General features: G+C 68.1%; 24 protein-coding genes and 1 pseudogene. 8 read left to right on the top strand and 17 right to left on the bottom strand.

What is annotated here, in order from left to right:
• Nucleotides 1-15 precede the first annotated feature (15 nt).
• The 11 genes from RXV79_RS18970 to rarD form a co-directional block, all read right to left on the bottom strand.
• Nucleotides 16-1,428 carry an undecaprenyl-phosphate glucose phosphotransferase gene (locus RXV79_RS18970; protein WP_316699658.1) on the bottom strand — a complete coding sequence of 471 codons (1,413 nt, stop codon included), beginning with the start codon at nucleotides 1,426-1,428 and terminating at the stop codon, nucleotides 16-18.
• 205 nt (nucleotides 1,429-1,633) lie between these two features.
• Nucleotides 1,634-2,104 (bottom strand): hypothetical protein, encoded by a 471-nt coding sequence (locus tag RXV79_RS18965; RefSeq protein WP_316699657.1) that lies wholly within the window; start codon nucleotides 2,102-2,104, stop codon nucleotides 1,634-1,636.
• Nucleotides 2,101-3,156 carry a beta-ketoacyl synthase N-terminal-like domain-containing protein gene (locus RXV79_RS18960; RefSeq protein ID WP_316699655.1) on the bottom strand — a complete coding sequence of 352 codons (1,056 nt, stop codon included), beginning with the start codon at nucleotides 3,154-3,156 and terminating at the stop codon, nucleotides 2,101-2,103. The genes RXV79_RS18965 and RXV79_RS18960 overlap by 4 nt, the downstream gene beginning before the upstream one ends.
• On the bottom strand, nucleotides 3,153-3,422 hold the full coding sequence (locus RXV79_RS18955) for a phosphopantetheine-binding protein (protein ID WP_316699653.1): 270 nt from the start codon (nucleotides 3,420-3,422) through the stop codon (nucleotides 3,153-3,155). Before RXV79_RS18955 ends, RXV79_RS18960 begins: the two co-directional genes overlap by 4 nt.
• Complete coding sequence (locus RXV79_RS18950) at nucleotides 3,423-4,580, bottom strand: ABC transporter permease (RefSeq protein ID WP_316699651.1); 1,158 nt, start codon at nucleotides 4,578-4,580, stop codon at nucleotides 3,423-3,425.
• A 3-nt stretch (nucleotides 4,581-4,583) separates the two neighbouring features.
• Entirely contained in the window at nucleotides 4,584-5,501 is a 918-nt protein-coding gene (locus tag RXV79_RS18945; protein ID WP_316699650.1) for an ABC transporter ATP-binding protein, read from the bottom strand.
• A 21-nt stretch (nucleotides 5,502-5,522) separates the two neighbouring features.
• A complete protein-coding gene (locus RXV79_RS18940) occupies nucleotides 5,523-6,518 on the bottom strand; it encodes a BtrH-related acyltransferase DarH (protein WP_316699649.1) in 996 nt (331 codons plus the stop codon).
• Nucleotides 6,515-6,913, bottom strand: a complete 399-nt coding sequence (locus RXV79_RS18935; RefSeq protein ID WP_316699648.1) for a DarG family dialkylresorcinol biosynthesis protein — start codon at nucleotides 6,911-6,913, stop codon at nucleotides 6,515-6,517. The genes RXV79_RS18940 and RXV79_RS18935 overlap by 4 nt, the downstream gene beginning before the upstream one ends.
• Complete coding sequence (locus RXV79_RS18930) at nucleotides 6,913-8,046, bottom strand: beta-ketoacyl-ACP synthase III (RefSeq protein ID WP_316699647.1); 1,134 nt, start codon at nucleotides 8,044-8,046, stop codon at nucleotides 6,913-6,915. The genes RXV79_RS18935 and RXV79_RS18930 overlap by 1 nt, the downstream gene beginning before the upstream one ends.
• Nucleotides 8,036-8,992, bottom strand: coding sequence for a dialkylrecorsinol condensing enzyme (locus tag RXV79_RS18925; RefSeq protein WP_316699645.1), 957 nt, complete (start codon nucleotides 8,990-8,992; stop codon nucleotides 8,036-8,038). Before RXV79_RS18925 ends, RXV79_RS18930 begins: the two co-directional genes overlap by 11 nt.
• Nucleotides 8,993-9,071: 79 nt before the next feature.
• A complete protein-coding gene (gene rarD, locus RXV79_RS18920; protein ID WP_316699644.1) occupies nucleotides 9,072-9,959 on the bottom strand; it encodes an EamA family transporter RarD in 888 nt (295 codons plus the stop codon).
• A 76-nt stretch (nucleotides 9,960-10,035) separates the two neighbouring features.
• On the opposite strand from rarD, the gene RXV79_RS18915 reads away from it, so the two are divergent.
• From RXV79_RS18915 to RXV79_RS18905, 3 genes are all read left to right on the top strand, one after another.
• The gene (locus RXV79_RS18915; RefSeq protein ID WP_316704149.1) at nucleotides 10,036-10,305 is read left to right on the top strand and encodes a MoaD/ThiS family protein; all 270 of its coding nucleotides are present in this window, start codon (nucleotides 10,036-10,038) and stop codon (nucleotides 10,303-10,305) included.
• Nucleotides 10,306-10,309: 4 nt separating this feature from the next.
• The gene (locus RXV79_RS18910) at nucleotides 10,310-11,386 is read left to right on the top strand and encodes a WD40/YVTN/BNR-like repeat-containing protein (protein ID WP_316699642.1); all 1,077 of its coding nucleotides are present in this window, start codon (nucleotides 10,310-10,312) and stop codon (nucleotides 11,384-11,386) included.
• Nucleotides 11,387-11,483: 97 nt separating this feature from the next.
• Complete coding sequence (locus tag RXV79_RS18905; RefSeq protein WP_316699641.1) at nucleotides 11,484-12,005, top strand: hypothetical protein; 522 nt, start codon at nucleotides 11,484-11,486, stop codon at nucleotides 12,003-12,005.
• Between the two features lies 1 nt (nucleotide 12,006).
• Here the strand turns inward: RXV79_RS18905 and RXV79_RS18900 are convergent, their stop codons facing one another.
• Together RXV79_RS18900 and RXV79_RS18895 are read right to left on the bottom strand one after the other, a co-directional pair.
• Nucleotides 12,007-12,384, bottom strand: coding sequence for a YchJ family protein (locus RXV79_RS18900; RefSeq protein ID WP_316699640.1), 378 nt, complete (start codon nucleotides 12,382-12,384; stop codon nucleotides 12,007-12,009).
• Complete coding sequence (locus RXV79_RS18895; RefSeq protein ID WP_316699639.1) at nucleotides 12,381-13,334, bottom strand: bifunctional helix-turn-helix transcriptional regulator/GNAT family N-acetyltransferase; 954 nt, start codon at nucleotides 13,332-13,334, stop codon at nucleotides 12,381-12,383. The genes RXV79_RS18900 and RXV79_RS18895 overlap by 4 nt, the downstream gene beginning before the upstream one ends.
• Nucleotides 13,335-13,436: 102 nt before the next feature.
• Between RXV79_RS18895 and imuA the strand changes: the two genes are divergently transcribed.
• The 3 genes from imuA (at nucleotide 13,437) to RXV79_RS18880 (ending at nucleotide 17,373) form a co-directional block, all read left to right on the top strand.
• A complete protein-coding gene (gene imuA, locus RXV79_RS18890; protein ID WP_316699638.1) occupies nucleotides 13,437-14,234 on the top strand; it encodes a translesion DNA synthesis-associated protein ImuA in 798 nt (265 codons plus the stop codon).
• Nucleotides 14,235-14,252: 18 nt separating this feature from the next.
• Nucleotides 14,253-15,776: a Y-family DNA polymerase gene (locus tag RXV79_RS18885; RefSeq protein WP_316699637.1), complete on the top strand. Its 1,524-nt coding sequence runs from the start codon at nucleotides 14,253-14,255 to the stop codon at nucleotides 15,774-15,776.
• 106 nt (nucleotides 15,777-15,882) lie between these two features.
• The gene (locus RXV79_RS18880) at nucleotides 15,883-17,373 is read left to right on the top strand and encodes a methyl-accepting chemotaxis protein (protein ID WP_316699636.1); all 1,491 of its coding nucleotides are present in this window, start codon (nucleotides 15,883-15,885) and stop codon (nucleotides 17,371-17,373) included.
• A gap of 20 nt (nucleotides 17,374-17,393) precedes the next feature.
• Here RXV79_RS18880 and RXV79_RS18875 read toward each other — a convergent pair whose 3' ends face one another.
• The 3 genes from RXV79_RS18875 to RXV79_RS28205 all read right to left on the bottom strand — a co-directional run bounded on the left by RXV79_RS18875 (nucleotide 17,394) and on the right by RXV79_RS28205 (nucleotide 18,944).
• A complete protein-coding gene (locus RXV79_RS18875) occupies nucleotides 17,394-17,618 on the bottom strand; it encodes a hypothetical protein (protein ID WP_316699634.1) in 225 nt (74 codons plus the stop codon).
• 74 nt (nucleotides 17,619-17,692) lie between these two features.
• The gene (locus RXV79_RS18870) at nucleotides 17,693-17,998 is read right to left on the bottom strand and encodes a hypothetical protein (RefSeq protein ID WP_316699632.1); all 306 of its coding nucleotides are present in this window, start codon (nucleotides 17,996-17,998) and stop codon (nucleotides 17,693-17,695) included.
• 514 nt (nucleotides 17,999-18,512) lie between these two features.
• A complete protein-coding gene (locus tag RXV79_RS28205; RefSeq protein WP_413816633.1) occupies nucleotides 18,513-18,944 on the bottom strand; it encodes a helix-turn-helix domain-containing protein in 432 nt (143 codons plus the stop codon).
• 41 nt (nucleotides 18,945-18,985) lie between these two features.
• Here RXV79_RS28205 and RXV79_RS18855 point away from each other — a divergent pair, with 41 nt between their 5' ends.
• Entirely contained in the window at nucleotides 18,986-19,837 is an 852-nt protein-coding gene (locus RXV79_RS18855; protein WP_316699630.1) for a hypothetical protein, read from the top strand.
• Here RXV79_RS18855 and RXV79_RS18850 read toward each other — a convergent pair.
• Nucleotides 19,803-19,955: a hypothetical protein gene (locus RXV79_RS18850; protein ID WP_316699629.1), complete on the bottom strand. Its 153-nt coding sequence runs from the start codon at nucleotides 19,953-19,955 to the stop codon at nucleotides 19,803-19,805. The two genes, RXV79_RS18855 and RXV79_RS18850, sit on opposite strands and share 35 nt — an antisense overlap.
• On the opposite strand from RXV79_RS18850, the pseudogene RXV79_RS28200 reads away from it, so the two are divergent.
• A pseudogene (locus RXV79_RS28200) lies at nucleotides 19,954-20,567 on the top strand (IS30 family transposase). The gene RXV79_RS18850 and the pseudogene RXV79_RS28200 sit on opposite strands and share 2 nt — an antisense overlap.
• Nucleotides 20,568-20,571: the final 4 nt, after the last annotated feature.

Raw genomic sequence — 20,571 nt, 5'->3', positions numbered from 1 at the left:
GGCGTGACGTGTCCTTCAGTAGGCGTTGCGATCGAAGAACAGCACGCGCACCGTGCGCGCGATGATCTTGAGGTCGAGGGCGAGCGACCAGTTGCGCAGGTACTCGAGGTCGTACTGCACGCGCGCGGCCATCTTCTCGACGGTGTCGGTCTCGCCGCGAAAGCCGTTGACCTGCGCCCAGCCGGTGATGCCCGGCCGCACCTTGTGGCGCAGCATGTAGGCCTGCACGATCTTTCGGTATTCCTCGTTGTGCGCCACGGCGTGCGGGCGCGGGCCCACGAGGCTCATGCTGCCGAGCAGCACGTTGAAGAGCTGCGGCAGCTCGTCGAGCGAGGTCTTGCGGATGAACGCGCCGAAGGGCGTGATGCGCGGATCGTTCTTGGTGGCCTGGCGTACCACGGGCCCGTTGTCCTGCGTGCGCATCGAGCGGAACTTGAAGACCAGGATCTCCTTGCCGTCGAGGCCCGTGCGGCGCTGCTTGAAGATGATCGGGCCCGGCGAACTCATCCTCACGCCGATGGCCACCGCCAGCAGCACGGGCGAGATGAGCACGAGGATGATCGACGAGAGCACGATGTCGGTCACGCGCTTGACGAGGTGGTTGGTGCCGGTGATGGGCGACTCGAGCAGGCTCACGACCGGAATGCCTTCCACGTCCTGCAGCTGGCCCTGGATCACGTTGACGCCGGCGAAGTCGGGCACGTAGTGCACCGAGGTGGTGGTGTCCTGCAGCTTGCTGATGAGCTCCATCACGCGCGGCTGGGCCACGAGCGGCAGGGTGATGTAGACGTTGTGGATGCCGTGGCGCTTGACGTGCTCGACCACGTCTTCCACCCGGCCGAGCAGCTTGCCCGCGGCGCCGTCGTGCACACGGTCGTGGCCACGGTCGTCGAAGTAGCCCATGAGTTCGTGCACGCAGCCGGTGTAGGCGTCGAGCGCCTGCGCGATGCGCACGCCGTTCTCGCCCGCGCCGACCACCACCGCCCGGCGCCGGTACTCGGGCCGCTCGCTCACGAGGCGCAGCCAGCGGCAGCTCGTCGTCACCACCACCCACTGCATCGCCGGGGTGAAGAAGGCCCACCACAGCAGCACGTCTTTCGAGAAGAAATGGAAGCTGTCGGTCGCGTAGCCGAAGAGCATGAGGATCGAGAGCACCGCGACCCAATGGCTCACGATGTTCACGCCCGCTCGGAATGGGTCTTGTTTGCAGCGGTCGACGCCGGGGAAGGTCAGCACCAGCACCAGCATTCCGAGGATGAGCTCGGGGCGATCGATGGGTTCGTCGAAGAAGGCCGCGGCCAGCCCCAGCGTGAGCAGGGTGGCCAGCGGCTCGGCCACCGCGGCGACGAAGGTGTTGATCGACGGTGGCGCCACCGGAAACAGGCGCACTGGCACCGTGGTGGTCACGTTGGCGGATTTCAGCTGCACGCCTGCGGTTGGACGCTGAACTGCCCGGTCCAATATCGGCATGTCTGACATGGAGCTTCCCCTTTTGCCCGGTTAATCATTCCGGTCGCAAGCCGCTGCACTTGGCAGGCGTTGGCGCTGATGGCGCCGCGGGCTCGGACCCTTGCGCGCCTTTCGGCAACCTGCGTGCCGGGCGGGGGAGCGCGCGGCGGGCTTCAGCGGGGGATCAATGCGGCGTGTAGCGCCACCACTCGGTGCGGCGGTCTTCGGCCACGGTGCCGATCAGGAGCCCGGCGGGGCCGGCTTCGATCTGCGCGAGCTGCAGCGTGGCCCGGGCGTCGCGGCTCAGCACGTAGCGCGCATCGCCTTGCCAGCCGAGGTGCTGGCTCAGCGCGGCCAGCGTCTGGCTGGGCTGACTCTGCATGAAGGTGAAGGGGAGCGGCAGGCCTTGGGTCGCCTGCTCGACGACGGTGCGGGTGGCGCCCATCGGGCCGTGCACGCCCACGATGCGCAGCAGCGCGCCGGGTGGCAGCTGCTCTTCGTGTGCGGCGTCGAGGCACAGGCGAGCGCCCAAGAGCGCCAGCTCGGCCCAGCCGCCGATGCGGCGCGGGCGCGTGCCCAGGCGGCGGGCGAGCTGGTCGCGCCAGTCGGCGGGCAGCGGGTCGAGCACGACGTGCGACTTGAGGACGAAGCTCATGCCCGCATGTCCTCCAGCACCACCGCCGTGTGGCCACCGCCGAAGCCGAGGATGCTCGCCAGCACGTGACGAGCGTGTGACGGCGGCACGTTCGCCAGAGGGGCTTGCAACGCAGGGTCTTGCGCGTGGTCGGCGCGCGGCCAGGCGCCGCATTCGAGGCAGGCGGTGAGCAGCGCGAGTTCGGCGATGCCCGACGCACCGAGCGTGTGGCCGATGGCGGCCTTGAACGACACGAGCGGGGGCAACGGGTCGAACACCTGCCGCAGCGCACGCGCTTCGGTGGCGTCGCTCGCGGCGCCACCGGCCGCCTGCGGCTTCACGAGCGAGATGTCGCTTGCGGTGAGGCCGCTGTCGGCCAAGGCTTGATGGCACATGTCGATCACGGCGCTCTCGATGGAGCCGGCCGGGTCGCGGCCGTCAACCACGTTGGCGCCCCCGGCGATGCGCCAGCGTGAAGGTTGCGCCGACACGTGCAGCGCCGCGACCGCTTCGCCCAGCACCAGGCCGTTGCGGCCCAGGCCGTAGGGCAGGGCGCCGGTGGGGCTCAGCAGCTGCATGCCGGCAAAGCCGCCGAGGGTGAGCGTGTTGCGCAACTCCAGCCCGAGCACGAGCGCTTCGGGCACGACGCCGTGGCGCACCAGGGTGCGCGCGCTCAGCAGCGCGTTCAGGCCCGAGGTGCAGGCGGTCGAGACGGTGTAGACCGGGCCTTGCCAGCCGAGCCAGCCGGCCACGGTCTCGGCGAACTCGTGGTGGTCGCGCACGAAGTCGTGTGTGGTTTCGAGCAGGCCGATGTCGAGCGACGACGAGGCGACGAAGAGCGCGCCGCGGCGGTCGAGGGCGCCGGCTTCGGCGACGGCGCGCTGGATGAGCCGGCGGCTGCGCGAAACCCAGTCCGCTTCATCGTCGTCGATCGTGTAGCAGGGCCAGGCCGAGCCGTCGCTGAGCGTGATCGAGCGAGGGGCCGCGCCGGCAGCAAGCGCCGTCATCGCGCTGCCGAGATCGGGGCCCAGCGCCGACACGAGCGCACGGCCGGCGATGAAGGCCTCGTTCATTCCTTCAAGGAGGGCGCGTGCTGCCGCAGGTGATCGGCCAGGTGCGCGATCGAGGTGAGCGCGCGGCGCGTGTCCTTGCTGTCGGGCATGCGCACGCCATAGCGCTGCTGGATGGCCATCGAGATCTGCAGGGCGTCGAGCGAGTCGAGCGCGAGGCGGGCCTCGGGGCCGAAGAGCACTTCGTCGTCGGTGAGGCCGCCCTCGGGCTCGGCCTTTTCGGCGGCTTCCAGCACCAGGGTCTTGAGGTCGGCGATCAGGGTGGACATTTATCGGGGCGAACGTTGGAACAACACGAGCGCGATGCCGAACATCAGCGCGGCGAAGAGCGAGAGGCGGGCCAGTTGCGGCACGGTGCTGGCGATGTCGCCGCCGCGCAGCACGACGTTGAGCAGGGCTTCCAGGCCCCAGTTCATCGGCGACCACTCGGCCAGGCGCTGCATCGACAGCGGCATCACGAACTTGGGCACCATGATGCCGCCGATGGCGGCCATCAGCACGTTGAGGATCGGCCCCACGGCCGCGGCCTGCGCATGCGTGCGCACGGCGCAGGCGATAGCCAGCGCCATGCTGACGGCGGCGACGCTGATCGCGGCCAGCGCCAGCAGCAAGGCAGGCCAGTTGACCTGGGCAAGCGAGAGTGCATCGCCGCCGAGCGCGGGCATGAGCCACACGCCCACCGCCAGCATCAGCGCGGCCTGCACGGCGTTCACGCCGAGGTAAGGCAAGCCCTTCGAGGCGAGCAGCGCGGCGCGCGAGACGCCCAGGCTCTGCAGGCGCGCGAGCGTGCCGCTGCTGCGCTCTTCCACGACGAGGCCGGCGAGCGAAGCGACGACGAAGAACATGCCGAAGACCAGCCAGGCCGGCACGTTCTGCTGCACGGCGCTCGGGCGCGGGCCTGAGGTGCCGGCGCGCTCGGTCTGCACGAGCTTGAGCATCGAAGCGTCGGGCGCGGGTTTGGGGGCGTTGTTCTGCGCGAGCGCGGCGCGGGCCTTCAGTTCGCCCGCGGTGCCGGCCAGTTGCGCCTGCAGCGTGTTGAGCAGGTTGCCGTCGAGGCCCGGCTCGGCGAGCAGGCGCAGGAACGACTGCGTGGGCAGCGAGGCTTCTTCCAGCTCTTGCGACAGGCCGGCCTGCAGCACCAGCACGTACTTGAGGCGGCCTTCGCGCAGCTGCCGTTCCCAGTCGCCCGGCAGCGCTTGGGCCGGGCCGTGGCCACGCTCCCAGGCCTTGACGAGGGCGCGTGCCAGCGGGCCGGTGTCTTCGGCCTGCACGGCATAGGGCAGGCTGGTCTGCGGCGGGCTGTAGTAGTCCTTCAGCGCGAGCGACATGATGACGATGAAGAGCACCGGCAGCAGGAACAGCGCGGCGAGGCTGTGCGGGTCGCGGATGAGCGCCAGCAGCTCCTTCTTGATCAGCGCGGGCAGCATCGGTCAGTCTCTCAGCGAGCGTTGGGTGAGCGACATGAAGAGCTGCTCCAGGTTGCCGCGGCCGAATTGGGCCGAGTGGACCGTCGCGCTGGCGTTGTCGAGCGCCGCCAGCACCTCAGCCGGGCGGCTCTTCAGGCGCAGGCTCACGCGCTGGCCGCTGCTGTCGAGCACGGTGCCGTGCTTCGCCAGGAGGGCGAGCAGGGCGTCGCGGGCGATGCCATCGGCGGCGAGCACCATCACCGGCTCGTGCTGTGCAAGCAGTTCGTCGAGCGAGCCGGCGCAGAGCATGCGGCCGCGGTCGAGGATCACCACCTGGTCGGCGATCGCCTCGATCTCGTCCATGTAGTGCGAGGTGTAGATCACCGCCGCACCGTGGCGTGCCAGGCTCTTGATCGCCTCGAGGATGAACGCTCGCGATTGCGGGTCGACGCCGACGGTGGGCTCGTCGAAGAGCACCAGCTCGGGCTCGGGCAGCAATGCGATGGCGAGGTTCAGCCGTCGCTTCAAGCCACCCGACAACTTCTCGGCGCGTGTGCCCTGGTAGCGCTCCAGTTGCGCGACGGCGAGGCAGGCGGCGATGCGCTCGTCGCGCTTTGCGGCAGTCAGGCGGCCCGCCGCGGAGAAGCAGGCGAGGTTCTCGGCCACCGTGAGCATGGGATAGAAGGCGTATTCCTGCGGCGCAACCGCGATGCGGGTGGGCGTCGCGCTGCGCACCGTGGCGAGCGGTTGGCCGTCGACCATGATCTGACCCTGCTGCACCGGCAAGAGGCCGGCCAGGTGCGAGATCAGCGTCGTCTTGCCCGCGCCATTCGGCCCCAGCAGGCCCAGCACGTGGCCGCGCTGGGCGGTGAGCGACACGTCGTCCAATGCGGCCGTGTCAGCGCGGGGATAACGGTAACCGAGGTGCTCGATCGACAGCATGGGCCGCGATTGTCGCTGCGCTCACTTCACCGCGGCTTGCAGGTCCTTGAAGAACGCCTCTTCCTGGTCCGCCTGCTGGCGGATCAGCGCCGCGATGGCGGCCGGGTTCACCGGCTCACGGCCCTTGATCATGCGCGCGGCCTTGAGGGCCATCACACGCCAGCCGTCGCCAATGGCCGTGAGCCGCTCGGAGAACTGCGCGAGCACGGGCCGTTCGGCGAGCTGGGCTGCCTCTTGCAGGAAGGCCGCGTAGATGAAGCGGAAGCCCGCACCACCGGTGCCGATCTCTTCCTGCATGCGCACGATCTGGCCAATGAAGTCGGCGCTGCGCTTCTCGCCTGCAGGGAGTTTGTCGACGTGCTTGGCCAGCCAGCGCATGCCGCGTACGCCGGCGATGGGCACGGGCGGCAGCATCGCGCGGCAGTTCTTGCGGATGGCGGCGCGCACGGCCTCGGGGGTGATCTTCTTCTGCGGGACGGTCGTCGGGAAGTACAGCAGGCCCTTGGGCGCGAGCGCACCTTTTGCGAAGCGGGCGCGCAGCAGGTCGGCGCTCGCGCAGCGCTGCGGATGCTCGAACACCGGGTCGCTGATCAGGTACTCGTCACCCTCCTTGCCGTAGACCAGCAGGTTGTGCGCGTTGAAGTGGAAGCGCATGTCGGGCGGCATGTAGGGCAGCCAGTAGACCGAGGTCTGCAAGCCCACGATGTGGCCTTCGGCGAGCAGCGTGTCGAGCCGCGTCTGGCCCGCCTGCGGCGAGCGGAAGGTCTCGAAACGGAAGCGCGTGGCGAGCGGCGCCAGCAGGCCCTTGATGATGCCGCGCGGCAGCGTGCGGTAGGCGATCAGCGGCAAGCCGTTGATCTTGATGAAGGGCAGGTAGGCGAAGGCGAGGCCGGCCGAGAGGCCGAAGGCCAGGCTCTCCGACACCGGCACGCCGTGGTGGCGCAGCAGGTTGGAGATGACGCCGCTCTCGCAGTGCGCGGCGTGGGCGTGCTGAAAGGTGGCGGCGTGGGTGTTCATGAGGGCAACTTGCGCAGCTCAGGGATGGAAAGGCCCAGCGCGTCGGCGTAGCGCTGCAGGTGTTTGTCGGTGAGCGTGGCGAAGACTTCGGGGCGCAGGTGGCGCTTCACGCGCCATTGCCAGAAGCCGCTGGTCTGCGACAGCAGGGGCACGTCCATGCGGCGGGCACACATCCAGTATTCGAGCGTGGAGGCAGTGCCGGCCTGCACGCGCTGGCGCGCTTCTTCGGCCAACGCATGCAGCGTGTCGACGGCGTTGCTGGTGACGATCTCTTCTGCTTCCCAGCCCTTGCTGGGGGCGATCACCATGCGGCCGTTGGCGTCGCGCGCATAGACGGCCTTGCGGTGGCCGCCGAGGGTGGCGTTGCCTTCTTGCGGGACGGCGTCGAGGTCCATCAGACCGCAGTCAGATGCACGAAGCCTGTGGAGAAACGGCCGCTCTCGGGGATGTACATCAAGAGCTTCTGCCCCTTCTGGATGCGGCCCGAGCGGAACAGCTCGTCGAGCATGATGTACGGCGAGGCCGAGCCGGTGTTGCCCTTGGTCACGAGGTTGCTGAACCAGCGCTCGCGCGGAATGGGCAGGCCGGCTTCGCCGATGGCCTGCTCCACAGGGCCTGCGAAGAAGGACGACGAGATGTGAGGCAGGAACCAGTCGATCTCGCTCGCCACGAGGCGGCGCTTGTCGACGATCTCGGCCAGCGGGTCGCGCACGGTGGCGCGGATGACGTGTTCGTTGAGCAGGCGCACGTCCTGCTTGACGGCGAAGATCGACTTGGCCTGCCACTCGTCGGTGCCAAAGCGCAGCCAGCCGCGCAGCGAGCCGTCGTCGTTCTTGTCGCCGCCGGCGTACATGCACACGGGCAGCTCGTTCGCGGCGGACGAGAGGTCGATCCAGTCGACGCGCAGCGAGAGCGGGCCGCTCGGGGCCGTCTCGAGCAGCACGGCGCCGGCGCCGTCGGACAGCATCCAGCGCAGGAAGTCTTTCTCGAACGCGATCTCGGGGCGCTCTTCGAGCTGCTGCAGCTTGTGCTCGACCTCGGGGTCGAAGTTGCGCGCCAGCATGATGGGCGAGGCCAGCTCGGAGCCGGTGGCCACCGCACGCTTCGATTCACCGGCGCGCACCGACAACCATGCGTGCTTGAGCGCCGCGGCGCCCGACAGGCAGATGCCGGCGCATGACACGGCTTCGAGGCGCGGCCAGCCGAGTTCGCCGTGCACCATCACCGCATGGTTGGGCATCAGCTGGTCGGGCAGCGAGGTGCCGGTGGCGAGCGTGTCGACACGGCCGATGTCGCCCATCGCGCGGATGGCGTTGGCGGTCATCTGGGCGTTGGTCATCGCCGGCTCGCCGGTGGCGCGGTCGATGGCGTAGTGGCGCGACTGGATGCCGTTGCTGCGCAGCACCAGCCGGCGCGCCCGCGAGGGCTTGCCGCCGACCATGCCGAGCACGGATTCGATCTCGTCGTTGGAAACGGGTGCGAAGGGCAGGAACGCGCCGGTGCGCGTCAGAAAGACATCAATCCCCATACGAGTGGCTGCGTTCCGTGGATGAGCCAGAGGGCTCTTCATACTGGGTCTTGATTTTAGAGAGCCACCCTCCCATGAAGGGCCGCAGAAGCGTCTGGATGAGGATGCTGGTGGGCACTACCGTGATGATCATCACGATCAGGAAGGTCACGTAGATCGCGAGCAGCGGCACACGTTGCGGTGCCCCCGGCTTGCCTGCGGCCATCAGCAGTTTTCCCCAGACGTGGAAGCTGCGCGACGCGGCTTTTTCGCTGAAGTAGAGGCGCGGGTCGACGGTGGCCGCACCCATGCCGGCGAGCAGCGGCTGCGTGCTTTTTTCACGATCGGCGTGCAGCGATTCGGCAAGCGCCTGGCCGAAGCGGCGGGCGCTCTTGATCTGCGCGTCGTTCAGGCCTGCATCGGGCATGCCCCAGAAGCCCTTGCGGCTGCCGGAGAGCACCCACTTGGGCGTGGTGAAGAAGGTGGCGAGCGTGGGGCCGGGGTCGACGTAGACCACGTTGTCGAGCAGGCGCGCGCCGGCGGCGGCGAGCAGGCCCTTGAGCTTCTCGTGGGCCATCAGCCACATGTTGCGGCAGGCGATGAGCGTGACGACGGGCTTGCCCTTGAGCAGCTTCTTGGCCACCGGGTGCTGCAGGAAGGCCGTGACCGGCTGCGAGGGGGCCAGGAACCACACCTGGTAGGGCAGCACGATGAGGTCGAAGTCTTCGTCGCCGGTGAGCGTCAGCGGCTTCAGCTCGGGCCCGCGCAGGTGGTAGGACTCGGGGAAGGCGTCGAGGAAGGTGAAGAAGCCCCAGGGGAAGGGGAAGGGCCGACGGGGCTCGATGGTTTCGACATGCAGCGAGATGCCGGGGTCGGCACGCAGGGCGCTCACGAAACTGTCGGTCAGGGTGTTGAGTTGTCCGCTCTGCGAGAAGCGCAGCACGAGGACCTTCTTGACGGTGTTCACCACAAAGCCATGAGAAGAAAACGGGATTGCCTATGGTAGGCGAGCGCACGCCAACCAGTCGTCCCGAAAAGACGGTAATTCAGGCAGTTTGTGGCGCGGGCGTGGTACGTGAACGCCACCAGCCCTCGGCGCTGTAGAGGGCGAGCGCCGTCCAGATCAGCGCAAACCCCATCAGCCGTTTGGCCGAGAAGGGCTCGTGGAAGATCCACAGGCCGATGGCCAGCTGGATGGTCGGGCCGATGTACTGCAGCAGGCCGAGCGTGGTGAGCGAGATCTGCCGTGCGCCAGCCGCAAAGAGCAGCAGCGGGATGGCGGTGATGGGGCCGGCCGCGATCAGCCAGAGGTTGGTGCCGGCCTCGGGGGCCGGGAAGACGCTGGTGCCGTGCCACATCCAGAAGCCCAGGACTGCGATGGCGATGGGCGCGAGCAGCAGGGTCTCGAGCGTGAGCCCTTCCAGCGCGCCGAGGGTGGCCACCTTGCGCAGCAGCCCGTAGGCACCGAAGCTTGCGGCCAGCGCGAGCGCGATCCACGGCGGATGGCCGGCGAGGACGGCGAGCCACAACACGCCGGCTGCGGCGATGCCGAGCGCCAGCCACTGCACGGGGCGCAGCCGCTCGTGCAGCACGGTGTAGCCGAGCAGCACGTTGACCAACGGGTTGATGAAGTAGCCGAGGCTCGCCTCGATCACATGGCCGTGGTTGACGGCCCAGATGTAGGTGAGCCAGTTGACCGACAGCAGCACCGCGCTCGCCGCGAACGCGAGCAGCACCTTGGGGCTGCGCAGCACCGGCCTGACCCAGGCCCACTGCCGCCGCAGCGTGAGCACCACCAGCACGAAGACCAGCGACCACACGATGCGGTGGACGAGGATCTCACCGGAGGGAACGCTCGCGATCTGGCGGAAGTAGAGCGGGAAGATGCCCCAGAGTGCGAAGGCGAGGGCGGCGTACAGGGCTCCGATGGGCATCGGCGGATTCTCCCAGCCCTGCTGCCGGGTTGCTGACGGGTGGTCATTCCGCGGGCCTGGCGGCATGATCCGCCGCGTGGCCCATGTCGTCTTCACCCAGCAGCTCAAGCGCTTCACCGAAGTGCCCGAGGTGGACACGCCCGCGGCCACGCTGCGCGAGGCCTTGCAGGCGGCGTTCGAGATCAACACTCGGCTGCGCGGCTACGTGCTCGACGACCAGGGCCATCTTCGGCCCAACGTGGTGGTGTTCATCGATGGCCGGCGCAGCCACGAGCGCGTGCGGCTGGATGACGAGTTGAAGCCCGACAGCCAGGTGCACGTGCTGCAGGCGCTTTCAGGAGGATGACGAGATGACGGCAACGAGGGCGTGGGTGGCCACGCGCAAAGGCTTGTTCGAACTCAACCGCTCTGGCAAGGGGTGGGGCGTGGCGAGGGTCAGTTTCCTCGCCGAGCCGGTGTCGATGGTGCTGCCACCCATTCATGGCAACGGCCGCATGCTGGCCGCGCTCAACCTCGGCCACTTCGGTGTGAAGGTGCACGCGAGCGACGATGCCGGCGCGACCTGGCGCGAGGTCGACACGCCCACCTACCCGCCGCAGCCCGAAGGGGCCGAGGGGTCAGCGTGGAAGCTGGTGCAGATCTGGTCGATGGAAGCCATCCACGGCGCCATCTGGGCCGGCACGCTGCCCGGCGGCCTCTTCAAGAGCACCGATGGCGGCGAGCACTGGCAGCTGGTCGACTCGCTCTGGTCGCGCCCCGAGCGGCTGGGCTGGTTTGGCGGCGGCTACGACGTGCCGGGCATCCATTCCATCCTGCCGCACCCCACACGGCAGGGCGAGCTGCTGCTGGGCATCAGCTGCGGTGGTGTGTGGGGCAGCCGCGAGGGCGGCACGCAGTGGGAGCTGCAGGCCAAGGGCATGCGCGCCGACTTCATGCCGCCCGACCAGGCCGACGACGAGAACACCCAGGACCCGCACCTCATCGCCGCGTGTGCCGCGGTGCCCACGGCCGTCTGGTGCCAGCACCACAACGGCATCTTCCGCTCGACCGACGGCTCGCAGCGCTGGCAGGAGTTGAAGCCGCCGATTGCCGGCTTCGGCTTCGCGGTGGCCGCGCACCCGAGCGAGCCCGACACCGCGTGGTTCGCCCCCGCCGTGAAGGACGAGAAGCGCGTGCCGGTCGACGGCGCGCTCTTCGTGCACCGCACGCGCGACGGCGGCAAGACCTTCGAGGCGCTGCGCAACGGCCTGCCGCAAAAAGACTGCTACGACCTCGTCTACCGGCACGGCCTCGTCGTCGACGACACCGGCCGCTCGCTGCTGATGGGCAGCACCACCGGCAACCTGTGGGCGAGCGACGACGCGGGCGACAGCTGGGCGGAGGTGTCGGGCCACCTGCCGCCGATCCACGCAGTGCGCTTCGGGTAGTTCCTCCCCCTTCATCGCGGGGCAGCACCTGTGCGCGGGAATGACAAAGCTCGCGTGAGCTGTCGAAATGACACCCATCGTGCGCCGGAGTCCCGCCATGCCCATCACCATCGCCGTTGGAGCCCGTTCCCTCTTCGTCACCGCTGTCGCCTGGCTGTTCATCGGGCTCGGCCTGATCGCCAGCGGCTCGGCGCTGCTGCAACACGCGATGCTCGCCTCGCTGCTGCCCCTGCCGCCGCAGGCCGGCTTGACGGGCTTGCTGGTGGCGAAGCTGCCGTGGGTGACCGGCGCGAGCCTCGTGCTCTCGTTGGCCACGCTGGCCTCGGCAATCGGCCTGCTGCTGCGGCTCGACTGGGCGCGGCGCACCTTCATCGGCCTGCTCGTGGTGGCCATCGTCGCCAACCTGCTGGGCCTGTGGCTGCAGCAGGAGCTGATGCAGGCGATCGTCGACCACGCGTTGAGCAGCGCTTCGCTGCCCCCCAAGGCCGCCGGTGTGTTTGGCGGCTTCGTGACGGCAGCGCGCGTGATGGCGGTGGTGGTGACGCTCGGGGCGTGCGGGCTGCTGGCGTGGATCATTCGCCGGCTGATGTCGGCCAGCGTGCGGCAAGAGTTCGCCTGAGCTAACCGAGATCGCCGTCGACGTAGAACCAGCGGCCGTCTTCGCGCACGAAGCGGCTCTTCTCCTGCAGGCGATGGGCACGCCCGCCCAGCTTGCTGCGGGCGACGAACTCGACCGTCGCATGGTCGGCGTCCTGCACCTCGTGCTTCTTCACGTCGAGGCCGAGCCAGCGCAGGCCGGGCGGGTTGGGCTCGATCGTTGAAGGCCGTGTGCTCGGGTGCCAGGTCGCGAGCAGGTAGTCGATGAGATCGCGCACGTAGGCGCTGTAGCGCGAGCGCATGAGCGCTTCGGCGTCGGGCGCTTGCGGGTGCAGCGGGCCGGAGTGGAAACGGCCGCAGCAGTCTTCGTATCGGCGCGGTGCGCCGCAATCGCAGGTCATGTCAATTCTTTCTGCCAGGTCTCGCCCACGAGATCGTGGCCGAAGCTGTGGTGCGGCTCGCTGGCCGTCATCGTGTAGCCGGCCTTCTGGTAAATGCCGCGTGCCGCGCTCAGCAGGCTGTTGGTCCACAACACGATGCGCGAGTAGCCGGCCATGCGCGCGAAACGCTCGCATTCCTGCACCAGCCGCTGGCCGAGCCCGAGGCCGCGCGCGGTGGGCTCGACCAGCAGCATGCGAAGCTGTGCCACGCCGGGCAGCGGCGCGTGGGTGGTTTCGTCGCGCGCCTGCACGAGGAAGACGCTGCCGATGTTCTGGCCGTCGCGCTCGGCGATCCAGCAGGTCTCGTGCGTGGGGTCGAAGCGGTCGATGAAGTCGGCGGCGAGGCGCGCGACCAGCGCTTCGAAGCGCATGTCGAAGCGGTACTCCTGCGCGTAGAGCGCGCCGTGGCGCGAGACCACCCAGCCCATGTCGCCCGCGCGGTGCGGCCTCAGGAGAAAGGGCTCGTGGCCTTGGCGAGGCGCTTCGTTGCCGAGCAGCTGTTGCAGCGTGCCCATGGCCTGCAGCAGCTGCTGCTGGTGCGCTTCGGGCAGCGGGGTGAGCCATGTGCCGATCTGCTCGCGCGAGCGCTGGTCGAGCGGTGCGAAGGCGGCGCGGCCGGCGGGGGTGAGGCTCAGCTGGGTCTGGCGGGCGTCGGTGGGCGAGCGGGTGCTGTCGATCAGGCCTTGGTCTTTCAGGCGGCGCAGCAGCCGGCTCAGGTAGCCGGCGTCGAGCTCGAGCGTGCGGGCCAGTTCGGTGGCGGTGGTGTGCTCGTGGTGGGCCAGCTCCCACAACAGGCGCGACTCAGCCAGCGAATAGGGCGAGCCGAGCAGGGTGTCGTTCAACGCCCCGATGCGGCGGGTGTAGAAGCGGTTGAAGGCGCGGATGGCTTCAAGGCGGTCGGCGGCAGGCATGGGTGGATTGTCTGCATTTACTTGCCAAAAGCAATGAATCGTTTGCCTGACTGGAAGGCGCCCGAGGTTGCGAAAAGTACTGTATGTGCATACAGTCTCTTCATGGATGCGCCGCCGCTTTTCATCCCCGATGCCCCCCTTGCCAGCGGCCCGGCCGCCCGGGCTCGGCCGGTGCTGGCGCCGGAAGACCTGCATCCCCAGCTGTGGCGTGCCCACCAGCTCGGGCGCAACGCCGAGCACCCCTTTCCAAGCGGCTTCGAGCAGCTCGATGCCGAGCTGCCCGGCGGCGGCTGGCCGCGCCGGGCACTCACGGAGCTGCTGCTCTCGCATGCCGGCATCGGCGAGATCCGTCTGCTGGCTGCCTGCCTGGCCTCGGTCCAGCGGGCCGGCCGGCTGGTGATGATGTTCGACCCACCGGCGGCGGTCTCGGCCCCCGCCCTGGGTGAGCTGGGGTTGGACGCGACCCAGCTGCTCGTGATCCAGACGCACCTCCAGCTGCACCCCGGGGCCGACCGGCTGTGGGCGCTGGAGCAGGCGCTCAAGAGCGGTCATGTGGGGGCGGTCGTCGCATGGTTGCCGCCGCGGGTGAGGGCCGAGCGTGTGCGCCGCCTGCAGCTGGCCGCGCATGGGCACGACGGCCCGGCGTTCATCTTCCGCGAACCGGCCATGCAAAGCCAGGCGAGCGCGGCGCCGCTGCGCTTGGCGCTCCACCCGGCCGGGGCCGACCAGCTGGCGCTGCGCGTGCTCAAGCGGCGCGGGCCGCCCTTGCTGGCGCCGCTGCACCTGGCCTTGCCGCCGGTCCTGTCGGAACTCGCGGCGCGCCGCGCGCAGTTTGGCGCCGACACCGCCGAGGGCCTGCTGCCCGGGCTGCACGCCGCCACCTTCATCAACCTCGCCTGAGCGTCATGGCGGCGCGCGATGTTGTGGGTTGGCGTCCATCTGCCCTTGCTGTCGCTGGAATCGTTCGCGGCCAGCCTGCCGCAGCGCACCGATCAGCCGATGGCGCTGGTCGACACGCACCTCATCGCGAGCGCCGATGCCGCCGCGCAGGCCCTCGGCGTGAGCGTGGGCATGAAGCGCGCCACGGCCCTGGGGCTCGCGCCGCACCTGCTCCTGGGGCAGGCCGACGCCTGGCGTGACGCGCAGGCGCTGCAGGGCGTGGCCCATGCGGCGCTCGCGTTCACGCCGATGGTGTGCCTGGACGAGCCCGATGGCGTGCTGCTCGAAGTGCAGAGCAGCCTGCGCTATTTCGGCGGGCTGGCGGCGCTGCTGGGCCGGCTGAGAGATGCGCTGGCCCCGTTCGGCCACCGCCTGCAGATCGTGAGCGCCCCCACGCCGCATGGCGCGGCGCTGCTCGCGCGCCTGCACGACGAGCTGCACTGCCCCGACCGCCACACCCTGCAGCGCGCCCTCGAAGAAGCGCCGATCGGGGTGATGGCCACCGGCGCGCCGCATGAGCAGACGCTGCTCGGCATGGGCCTGCGTTGCCTGGGCGAGCTGCGCCAGCTGCCGCGGGCCGGCGTGGCACGGCGCTTCGGCAAGGCCTTGCTCGACGAGATGGACCGCGCCTTCGGCGACCGGCCCGACCCGCGCGAGCCCCTCGTGCTGCCGCCCACCTTTCGCAGCGGGCTCGAACTCTTCGCCCGCGCCGACACCACCGAGCAACTGCTGCACGGCGCGCAGATGCTGCTGCTGCGCCTGGTGGCGTGGTTGTCGGCCCAGCATGCGTTCGTCACGCGCTTTCGGCTGCTGATGAAGCACGAAGCGCGCTGGCGTGACGGTCACACCGCCCCCATCACCCCACTCGAGGTGGCGCTGGCGGAGCCTTCGCGCGATGTGGCGCACATGCTCACGCTGCTGCGCGAGCGGCTGGCGCAGATGGCGCTTCCGGCGCCCACGCTGGAGCTGGCCATCGAGTCCGACGACATCGTGCGCCGGCCGCCGCCGAATGCCGAGCTCTTCCCCACGCCGCAGAGCGAGCGGGCCGGCCTCGTGCAGCTCATCGAGCGCCTGCAGGCACGCCTCGGCCGCGAGCAGGTGCAGTGCCTGGTGCCGGTGGCCGACCACCGCCCCGAGCGCGCCACGCAGGTCGTACCAGCCGACCCGCAGCTGATGAAGCGGGCCGATGCGGTGGGCCCCGCCGCCGTGTGCGATGCCGCGCAGCCTGGGCGGGAGACGCTCACCCGCCCGCTGTGGCTGCTGCCCGAGCCGCAGGCCTTGAAGGAGCGGCAGTCGCACCCCTTGCTCGATGGGCAGCTCGTGCAGTTGCTCGTCGGCCCCGAGCGCATCGAAACGGGCTGGTGGGATGGCGGCCTGGCCGAGCGCGACTACTTCATCGGCCAGACGACCGAAGGGGGGCTGGTGTGGGTCTATCGCACACGGCCACAGCATCTGCCTACAAGCCGCGCGCCGGGGTGGTTTCTTCACGGGCGTTTTGCGTGAATTCGGCCTGAATTGACACGGAAGCGTCCGCTTAATTTCGCGGATCGCCCGCCGATAGAGAAAGACGATGCACTTGCATCGTTTCGCTTTCCGATCAGGACTCGCCATGAAGATCGACAACTTGACCCTGCGCTCGCGCCTGCTGATCGGCTTCGTGCCCTTGCTGCTCGTCCTTGCGGTGAACACCGTGTGGGCCGCTTCGATGGCCGAGGGCAGCGCGCGCTACTGGATTGGCGCGTTCGGCGCGGTGGCCGTCGTCTTCGGCGCGGTGCTGGCCTGGTGGCTGGTGCGCAGCGTGGCCGCGCCCGTGCGCGAAGCGCTCGACGCCGCGCGCCAGATCATGGCCGGCGACCTGACCTTGCCCATCACCCACACGCGCCAGGACGAGTTCGGCCAGCTGATGCAGGCCCTGCACGGCCTGAAGGACTGCCTCTTCAAGGTGGTGAGCGACGTGCGCACCGGCACCACCACGGTGGCCAGCACCTCTTCGCAGATCAACCGCGACAACACCTCCTTGTCGGAACGCACCACCACGCAGACCGACTCGCTGCAGCAGACCGCCGCGTCGATGGAGCAGATCACCATCACGGTGAAGCACAACGCCGACAACGCCGAGCAGGCCAACAAGCTGGTGCTCGAAGCCTCGGGCCACGCGGTGAAGGGCGGCGAAGTGGTGAGCCAGGTGGTCACCACGATGGGCTCGATCAAGGAAAGCTCGCGCCGCATCGCCGACATCATCGGCGTGATCGATGGCATTGCCTTCCAGACCAACATCCTCGCGCTCAACGCAGCGGTGGAAGCGGCGCGTGCCGGCGAGCAGGGCCGCGGCTTCGCGGTCGTGGCGGCCGAGGTGCGCACGCTCGCGCAGCGTTCGGCCACTGCCGCGAAAGAGATCAAGTCGCTGATCGGCGATTCGGTCGACAAGGTCGAGACCGGCAGCCGCCTCGTCGACGACGCGGGCCGCGCGATGACCGAGATCGTCTCGTCGGTGAAGCACGTGGCTGGCCTCATGCAGGAGATGGCCGGCTCGAGCCACGAGCAGAGCCAGGGCATCCAGTCGGTCAACCAGGCCATCGCCGAGGTCGACGGCATGGTCCAGCAGAACGCCAAGCTCGTGAAGGATGCGACGCAGACCGCCGCGACGCTCAACGAGCAGGCCGTGGGCCTCTTGAAGTCAGTGGCAGGCTACAACCTCGGCACGCGAGAGCACGGCAGCGCCGAAGAAGCCGAAGCGCTGGTCAAGGCGGGCCTCGCCTTCTACAAGGCGCATGGCCGCGACGCACTGATCGCCGAGATCAACAAGCTCGGCAAGGGCCAGTTCATCGACCGCGATCTGTACCTGATGGCCATCACCATCGACGACTACAAGTTCTGCGCCCACGGCAATAACCCGCGCACGCTCGGCGCCGGGCCCGTCAGCAAGGACGTCGACGGCAAGTTCTTCGTGAAGGAGATGGCCGAGCTGGCGCGCAACGGCGGGCAGGCGTGGGTCGACTACAAGTGGGCACACCCGGTGACCAACGAGATTCGGCTCAAGTCGTCTTACGTCGAACGCGCCGGCGATCTGGCGGTGGCCTGCGGCATCTACAAGGGCTGACGCCCTGCGCGTTCGTTCGTTCAGCCCTTCCGGCCGCCACCGAACAGCAGCAGCGCAGCACCGCCCACGATGGCGGCGACGCCGGCCCACACCGGCACGTTGACCGATTCTTTCTCTTTCACCGAAAACTCGATCGGGCCGAGCTTCACGTCGTGCGTGTTCTTCGTGTAGCTGAAGCCGCCATACACCAGCGCCAGCACACCCGCGGCGATCAGGGCCGCGCCCAGCAGTTTGAGAGGTGTCATATGCGTGTGGTCTCCTGTGCTCGCTGTGAATCTGGATCGCGGATTTTGCCTGCGGCGTTTGGCCGCAGGTCGCCTCAGCCGGGCAGCAAGGCGAGGCGCAACACGGTGACCACAATGGCGGCTGCGAGCCACGCGCCCACGCGCTTGAGCAGGGCGGTGTCGACGGCACCTGGCGCACTCGCTTGCGGCCGCGAGAACCCGACCACGAGCGCGTGCGCCGGCAAGGCGATGACGAGCAAGGTCGCGACGACCAACTCGAGGCTACCGGCACTGCCGGGTCCACCGTAGCGCGCCCACAGATAAGGCCATGCGATGGCGGCGATGATCCCGGCGAGAGCCGCGGTCAGGGGCGTGGGGGTGAGCTTCATGGTGGGCCGCATGATGCCATCGACCGATCGGCGCTTGCCGACCTCGGACGGACGGCTCAGGACGCCCTCATACAATCGCGCACCCTCCGATGGACATGAGACCTTGAAAACGACCTCGAAAGCAGTTCGCACTGGAAAGAATCTTCCGCTCAAAGCGGAGAAAAACGAAGAAGCCGTCGTGGTCGTGAGCCCGCCTGTGCAGACCGAGAAGGCCCGCATGAAGACCATCCTCGTGGCCTCGTATGGCTGGCCCACTGCCGACATGCAACCCTCCCGCCGCCAAGCTGCGCGGCGCTGAGCCGCTGGCGCCAGCGTCATTCGCGGGGCAAGCTGAAGCGCCGGCCGAGCACCACGCTGCTTGCCACATGGCCATCGTCGGGCCGTACTGAGTGAAAGGACGTCCCATGTTGTCCAACTCGTCTGTGACCACCATGCTCCCCGTCAAGGACATGGTCCGCGCCCGCTCCTTCTGAGAAGACTGCCTCGGGCTCAAGCCTGGCGGCTTGCGCCCCGACGGGAAGTTCGTCTACGCGGTGGGCGACAGCACGCTCGCGCTGTCCCGAGACTGCAAGGCACCAAGGCCGACCACACGGCAGCACGGAGCTGCTGAAGCAAGCGGGCGTAGTGTTCGGTGTCTACGGTGCCACCCGGCGCGGACCAAGCGCCAGAGCCGGCTGCGACCGGAAGGGCAGAACCTGCGGCGCAAGCGACCTGCTCGCTTGCGGCCGGCGGCATAGGCCCGCTGGCCGAAGAGCGCGACGTAGCGAGTGAACCCGTAGTCCCGAGCGCGCTTGACCTCGCGAGAGACGGTGGAAGGGCTGACGCCCAACTGCCTGGCGGCGTAACGCTGGTTATGACCCTGGATGAGCAAGGCATCGAGGGGAACGCGCTGAGCTTCGGTGAGATGGCTGTCGTGAGGCCCCAGCGAGCCTTGAGATTCGTCAAGGTACTTGCGCACACAGAATGCATCCTAGGCGGCTGAGTCAGTGGGAGCATGCCATGACTGATAAGCGTACTGTTCTTGTTGGAGCGCTTGGCGTCTTTATCTTGTGGAGCTTCGCGACTTGGCTTCTTGAGGGGCGTATGCATACGCTCCTTCGGCCGGACGCCGTGGTCGATCGCATCGTCTACGCGCTTGTAGGCAACCTACTTCTCGGCGTTTCCGTTGGACTGGCAAGCATTGTCCATTTCACGCACTCAGGAGCCATAAAGGCCAACTCCGCCGGGCTCGGCTCCGCGCGGCGAACGCTTGCTGCCGTTGCTGTGGGGCTGGGCCTGGGTCTGGGTCTTTACGTGCTGCTGAATCCACCGACGATGAATCCCGTTGTCATGCTGAACGCATTCAGCCAGGTGTTCGTTGTTTCGGCCGCCGAAGTCGTCGTGTGTTGGGCGGTCATAGGAGCAGCCGCGGAGGCTTCATTCAGCCAGGGGTGGACCCGGATACTGCTGGCTGCACTTACCTCGTCCGTCCTGTTTGGTCTGTACCACTTTGCTCACAGCCCGCCATTCAACACATGGGGCATGGTTGGGTTCTTGACGGTAGTTGGCTTGGGCACGTCTACCTTCTTCTTCGCCAGTCGAGACGTGCTTGGCACTGCGGTCTTCCACAACTTCTTGGGCATGTTGGGTGTGCTTCAGGCTCTGGCAAATGCAGGGGCGTTGGGCAAGATGCAACGGATTCAGCCGATGCTTCTTGGAACTGCGGTCCTATGTGTGGCGACAGTTCTTTTGTTTCAGTTCGTCATTCTCAGGAGGCGCGGTCCTCAGAAGCGGGTCACGACTGTGGCGCAGCACACAGCCGGAGATCCGGGCGATTTCAAACTTGAAGCGCGACACCCGCGATGTGGTTGAGCTTGAGTTGATCGAAGACTTCTTGAGGGGTGGCGACGTCGAGGATAGCGCGAGGGCGATTGTTGAGGGAGCGCTCGATAGCGGTGAACTGTGCCTGGGTGGCGGTGCTGAGGTCCATGCTTGGAGGCGGAAACCTCTGGAGAAGCCTCAGGCACATGAGCAAGATCGGTCGCAAGCACCGAGGAAGCCCCGCCACGCGCGGCCTGCTGGCTGGCAAGAGCCACATCAGCGAACGCCCACCCGAGGTGAACTTGCGCCAGGAGATCGGGCACTACGAGGGCGACACCGTGATGGGCCCGGACGGACGCCACTGCATCTTGATGCTGGTGGAGCGGGTGACCGGCTACGTGCTGATCAAGAAGCTGAGTGCAAGGAATGCCGAGCAGGCTGCTTCGGCCTTGGCTCGCCTGGTGATTGGGCTAAGAGGCCGGATCAAGACAATCACGCTGGACAACGGGACCGAGTTCCACGGCTACAAGAGCGTGCAGAGCAGTTCGGGGTGAAGTTCTTCTTCGCCACGCCGTACCACTCATGGGAACGGGGCACCAACGAGAACACCAACGGGCTGATCCGGCAGTACCTGCCCAAAGGCATGTGCTTGAAGAACCTGACCCAGGCCCAGTGCAACTGGATCGCCAATGAACTCAACAACCGGCCGCGTGAGCGACTAGGATTTAGAACACCGGCGGAAGCCTTCCGCCGTCTGCAGGGTGTTGCACTTCAAAGTTGAACTC

Source organism: Piscinibacter gummiphilus, from assembly GCF_032681285.1.
In the GTDB taxonomy this organism is placed as follows: Bacteria; Pseudomonadota; Gammaproteobacteria; order Burkholderiales; family Burkholderiaceae_C; genus Rhizobacter; species Rhizobacter gummiphilus_A.
This window is presented reverse-complemented; position numbering and strand designations above follow the sequence as displayed.

What these genes read in the sequence shown, in the direction of transcription:
- RXV79_RS18965 (WP_316699657.1), bottom strand. Translation starts at nt 2,104, where the DNA reads ATGAGCTTCGTCCTCAAGTCGCACGTCGTGCTCGACCCGCTGCCCGCC.
- RXV79_RS18960 (WP_316699655.1), bottom strand. Translation starts at nt 3,156, where the DNA reads ATGAACGAGGCCTTCATCGCCGGCCGTGCGCTCGTGTCGGCGCTGGGC.
- RXV79_RS18955 (WP_316699653.1), bottom strand. Translation starts at nt 3,422, where the DNA reads ATGTCCACCCTGATCGCCGACCTCAAGACCCTGGTGCTGGAAGCCGCC.
- RXV79_RS18950 (WP_316699651.1), bottom strand. Translation starts at nt 4,580, where the DNA reads ATGCTGCCCGCGCTGATCAAGAAGGAGCTGCTGGCGCTCATCCGCGAC.
- RXV79_RS18945 (WP_316699650.1), bottom strand. Translation starts at nt 5,501, where the DNA reads ATGCTGTCGATCGAGCACCTCGGTTACCGTTATCCCCGCGCTGACACG.
- RXV79_RS18940 (WP_316699649.1), bottom strand. Translation starts at nt 6,518, where the DNA reads ATGAACACCCACGCCGCCACCTTTCAGCACGCCCACGCCGCGCACTGC.
- RXV79_RS18935 (WP_316699648.1), bottom strand. Translation starts at nt 6,913, where the DNA reads ATGGACCTCGACGCCGTCCCGCAAGAAGGCAACGCCACCCTCGGCGGC.
- RXV79_RS18930 (WP_316699647.1), bottom strand. Translation starts at nt 8,046, where the DNA reads ATGGGGATTGATGTCTTTCTGACGCGCACCGGCGCGTTCCTGCCCTTC.
- rarD (WP_316699644.1), bottom strand. Translation starts at nt 9,959, where the DNA reads ATGCCCATCGGAGCCCTGTACGCCGCCCTCGCCTTCGCACTCTGGGGC.
- RXV79_RS18910 (WP_316699642.1), top strand. Translation starts at nt 10,310, where the DNA reads ATGACGGCAACGAGGGCGTGGGTGGCCACGCGCAAAGGCTTGTTCGAA.
- RXV79_RS18905 (WP_316699641.1), top strand. Translation starts at nt 11,484, where the DNA reads ATGCCCATCACCATCGCCGTTGGAGCCCGTTCCCTCTTCGTCACCGCT.
- RXV79_RS18900 (WP_316699640.1), bottom strand. Translation starts at nt 12,384, where the DNA reads ATGACCTGCGATTGCGGCGCACCGCGCCGATACGAAGACTGCTGCGGC.
- RXV79_RS18895 (WP_316699639.1), bottom strand. Translation starts at nt 13,334, where the DNA reads ATGCCTGCCGCCGACCGCCTTGAAGCCATCCGCGCCTTCAACCGCTTC.
- imuA (WP_316699638.1), top strand. Translation starts at nt 13,437, where the DNA reads ATGGATGCGCCGCCGCTTTTCATCCCCGATGCCCCCCTTGCCAGCGGC.
- RXV79_RS18885 (WP_316699637.1), top strand. Translation starts at nt 14,253, where the DNA reads ATGTTGTGGGTTGGCGTCCATCTGCCCTTGCTGTCGCTGGAATCGTTC.
- RXV79_RS18880 (WP_316699636.1), top strand. Translation starts at nt 15,883, where the DNA reads ATGAAGATCGACAACTTGACCCTGCGCTCGCGCCTGCTGATCGGCTTC.
- RXV79_RS18875 (WP_316699634.1), bottom strand. Translation starts at nt 17,618, where the DNA reads ATGACACCTCTCAAACTGCTGGGCGCGGCCCTGATCGCCGCGGGTGTG.
- RXV79_RS18870 (WP_316699632.1), bottom strand. Translation starts at nt 17,998, where the DNA reads ATGCGGCCCACCATGAAGCTCACCCCCACGCCCCTGACCGCGGCTCTC.
- RXV79_RS18855 (WP_316699630.1), top strand. Translation starts at nt 18,986, where the DNA reads ATGACTGATAAGCGTACTGTTCTTGTTGGAGCGCTTGGCGTCTTTATC.
- RXV79_RS18850 (WP_316699629.1), bottom strand. Translation starts at nt 19,955, where the DNA reads ATGGACCTCAGCACCGCCACCCAGGCACAGTTCACCGCTATCGAGCGC.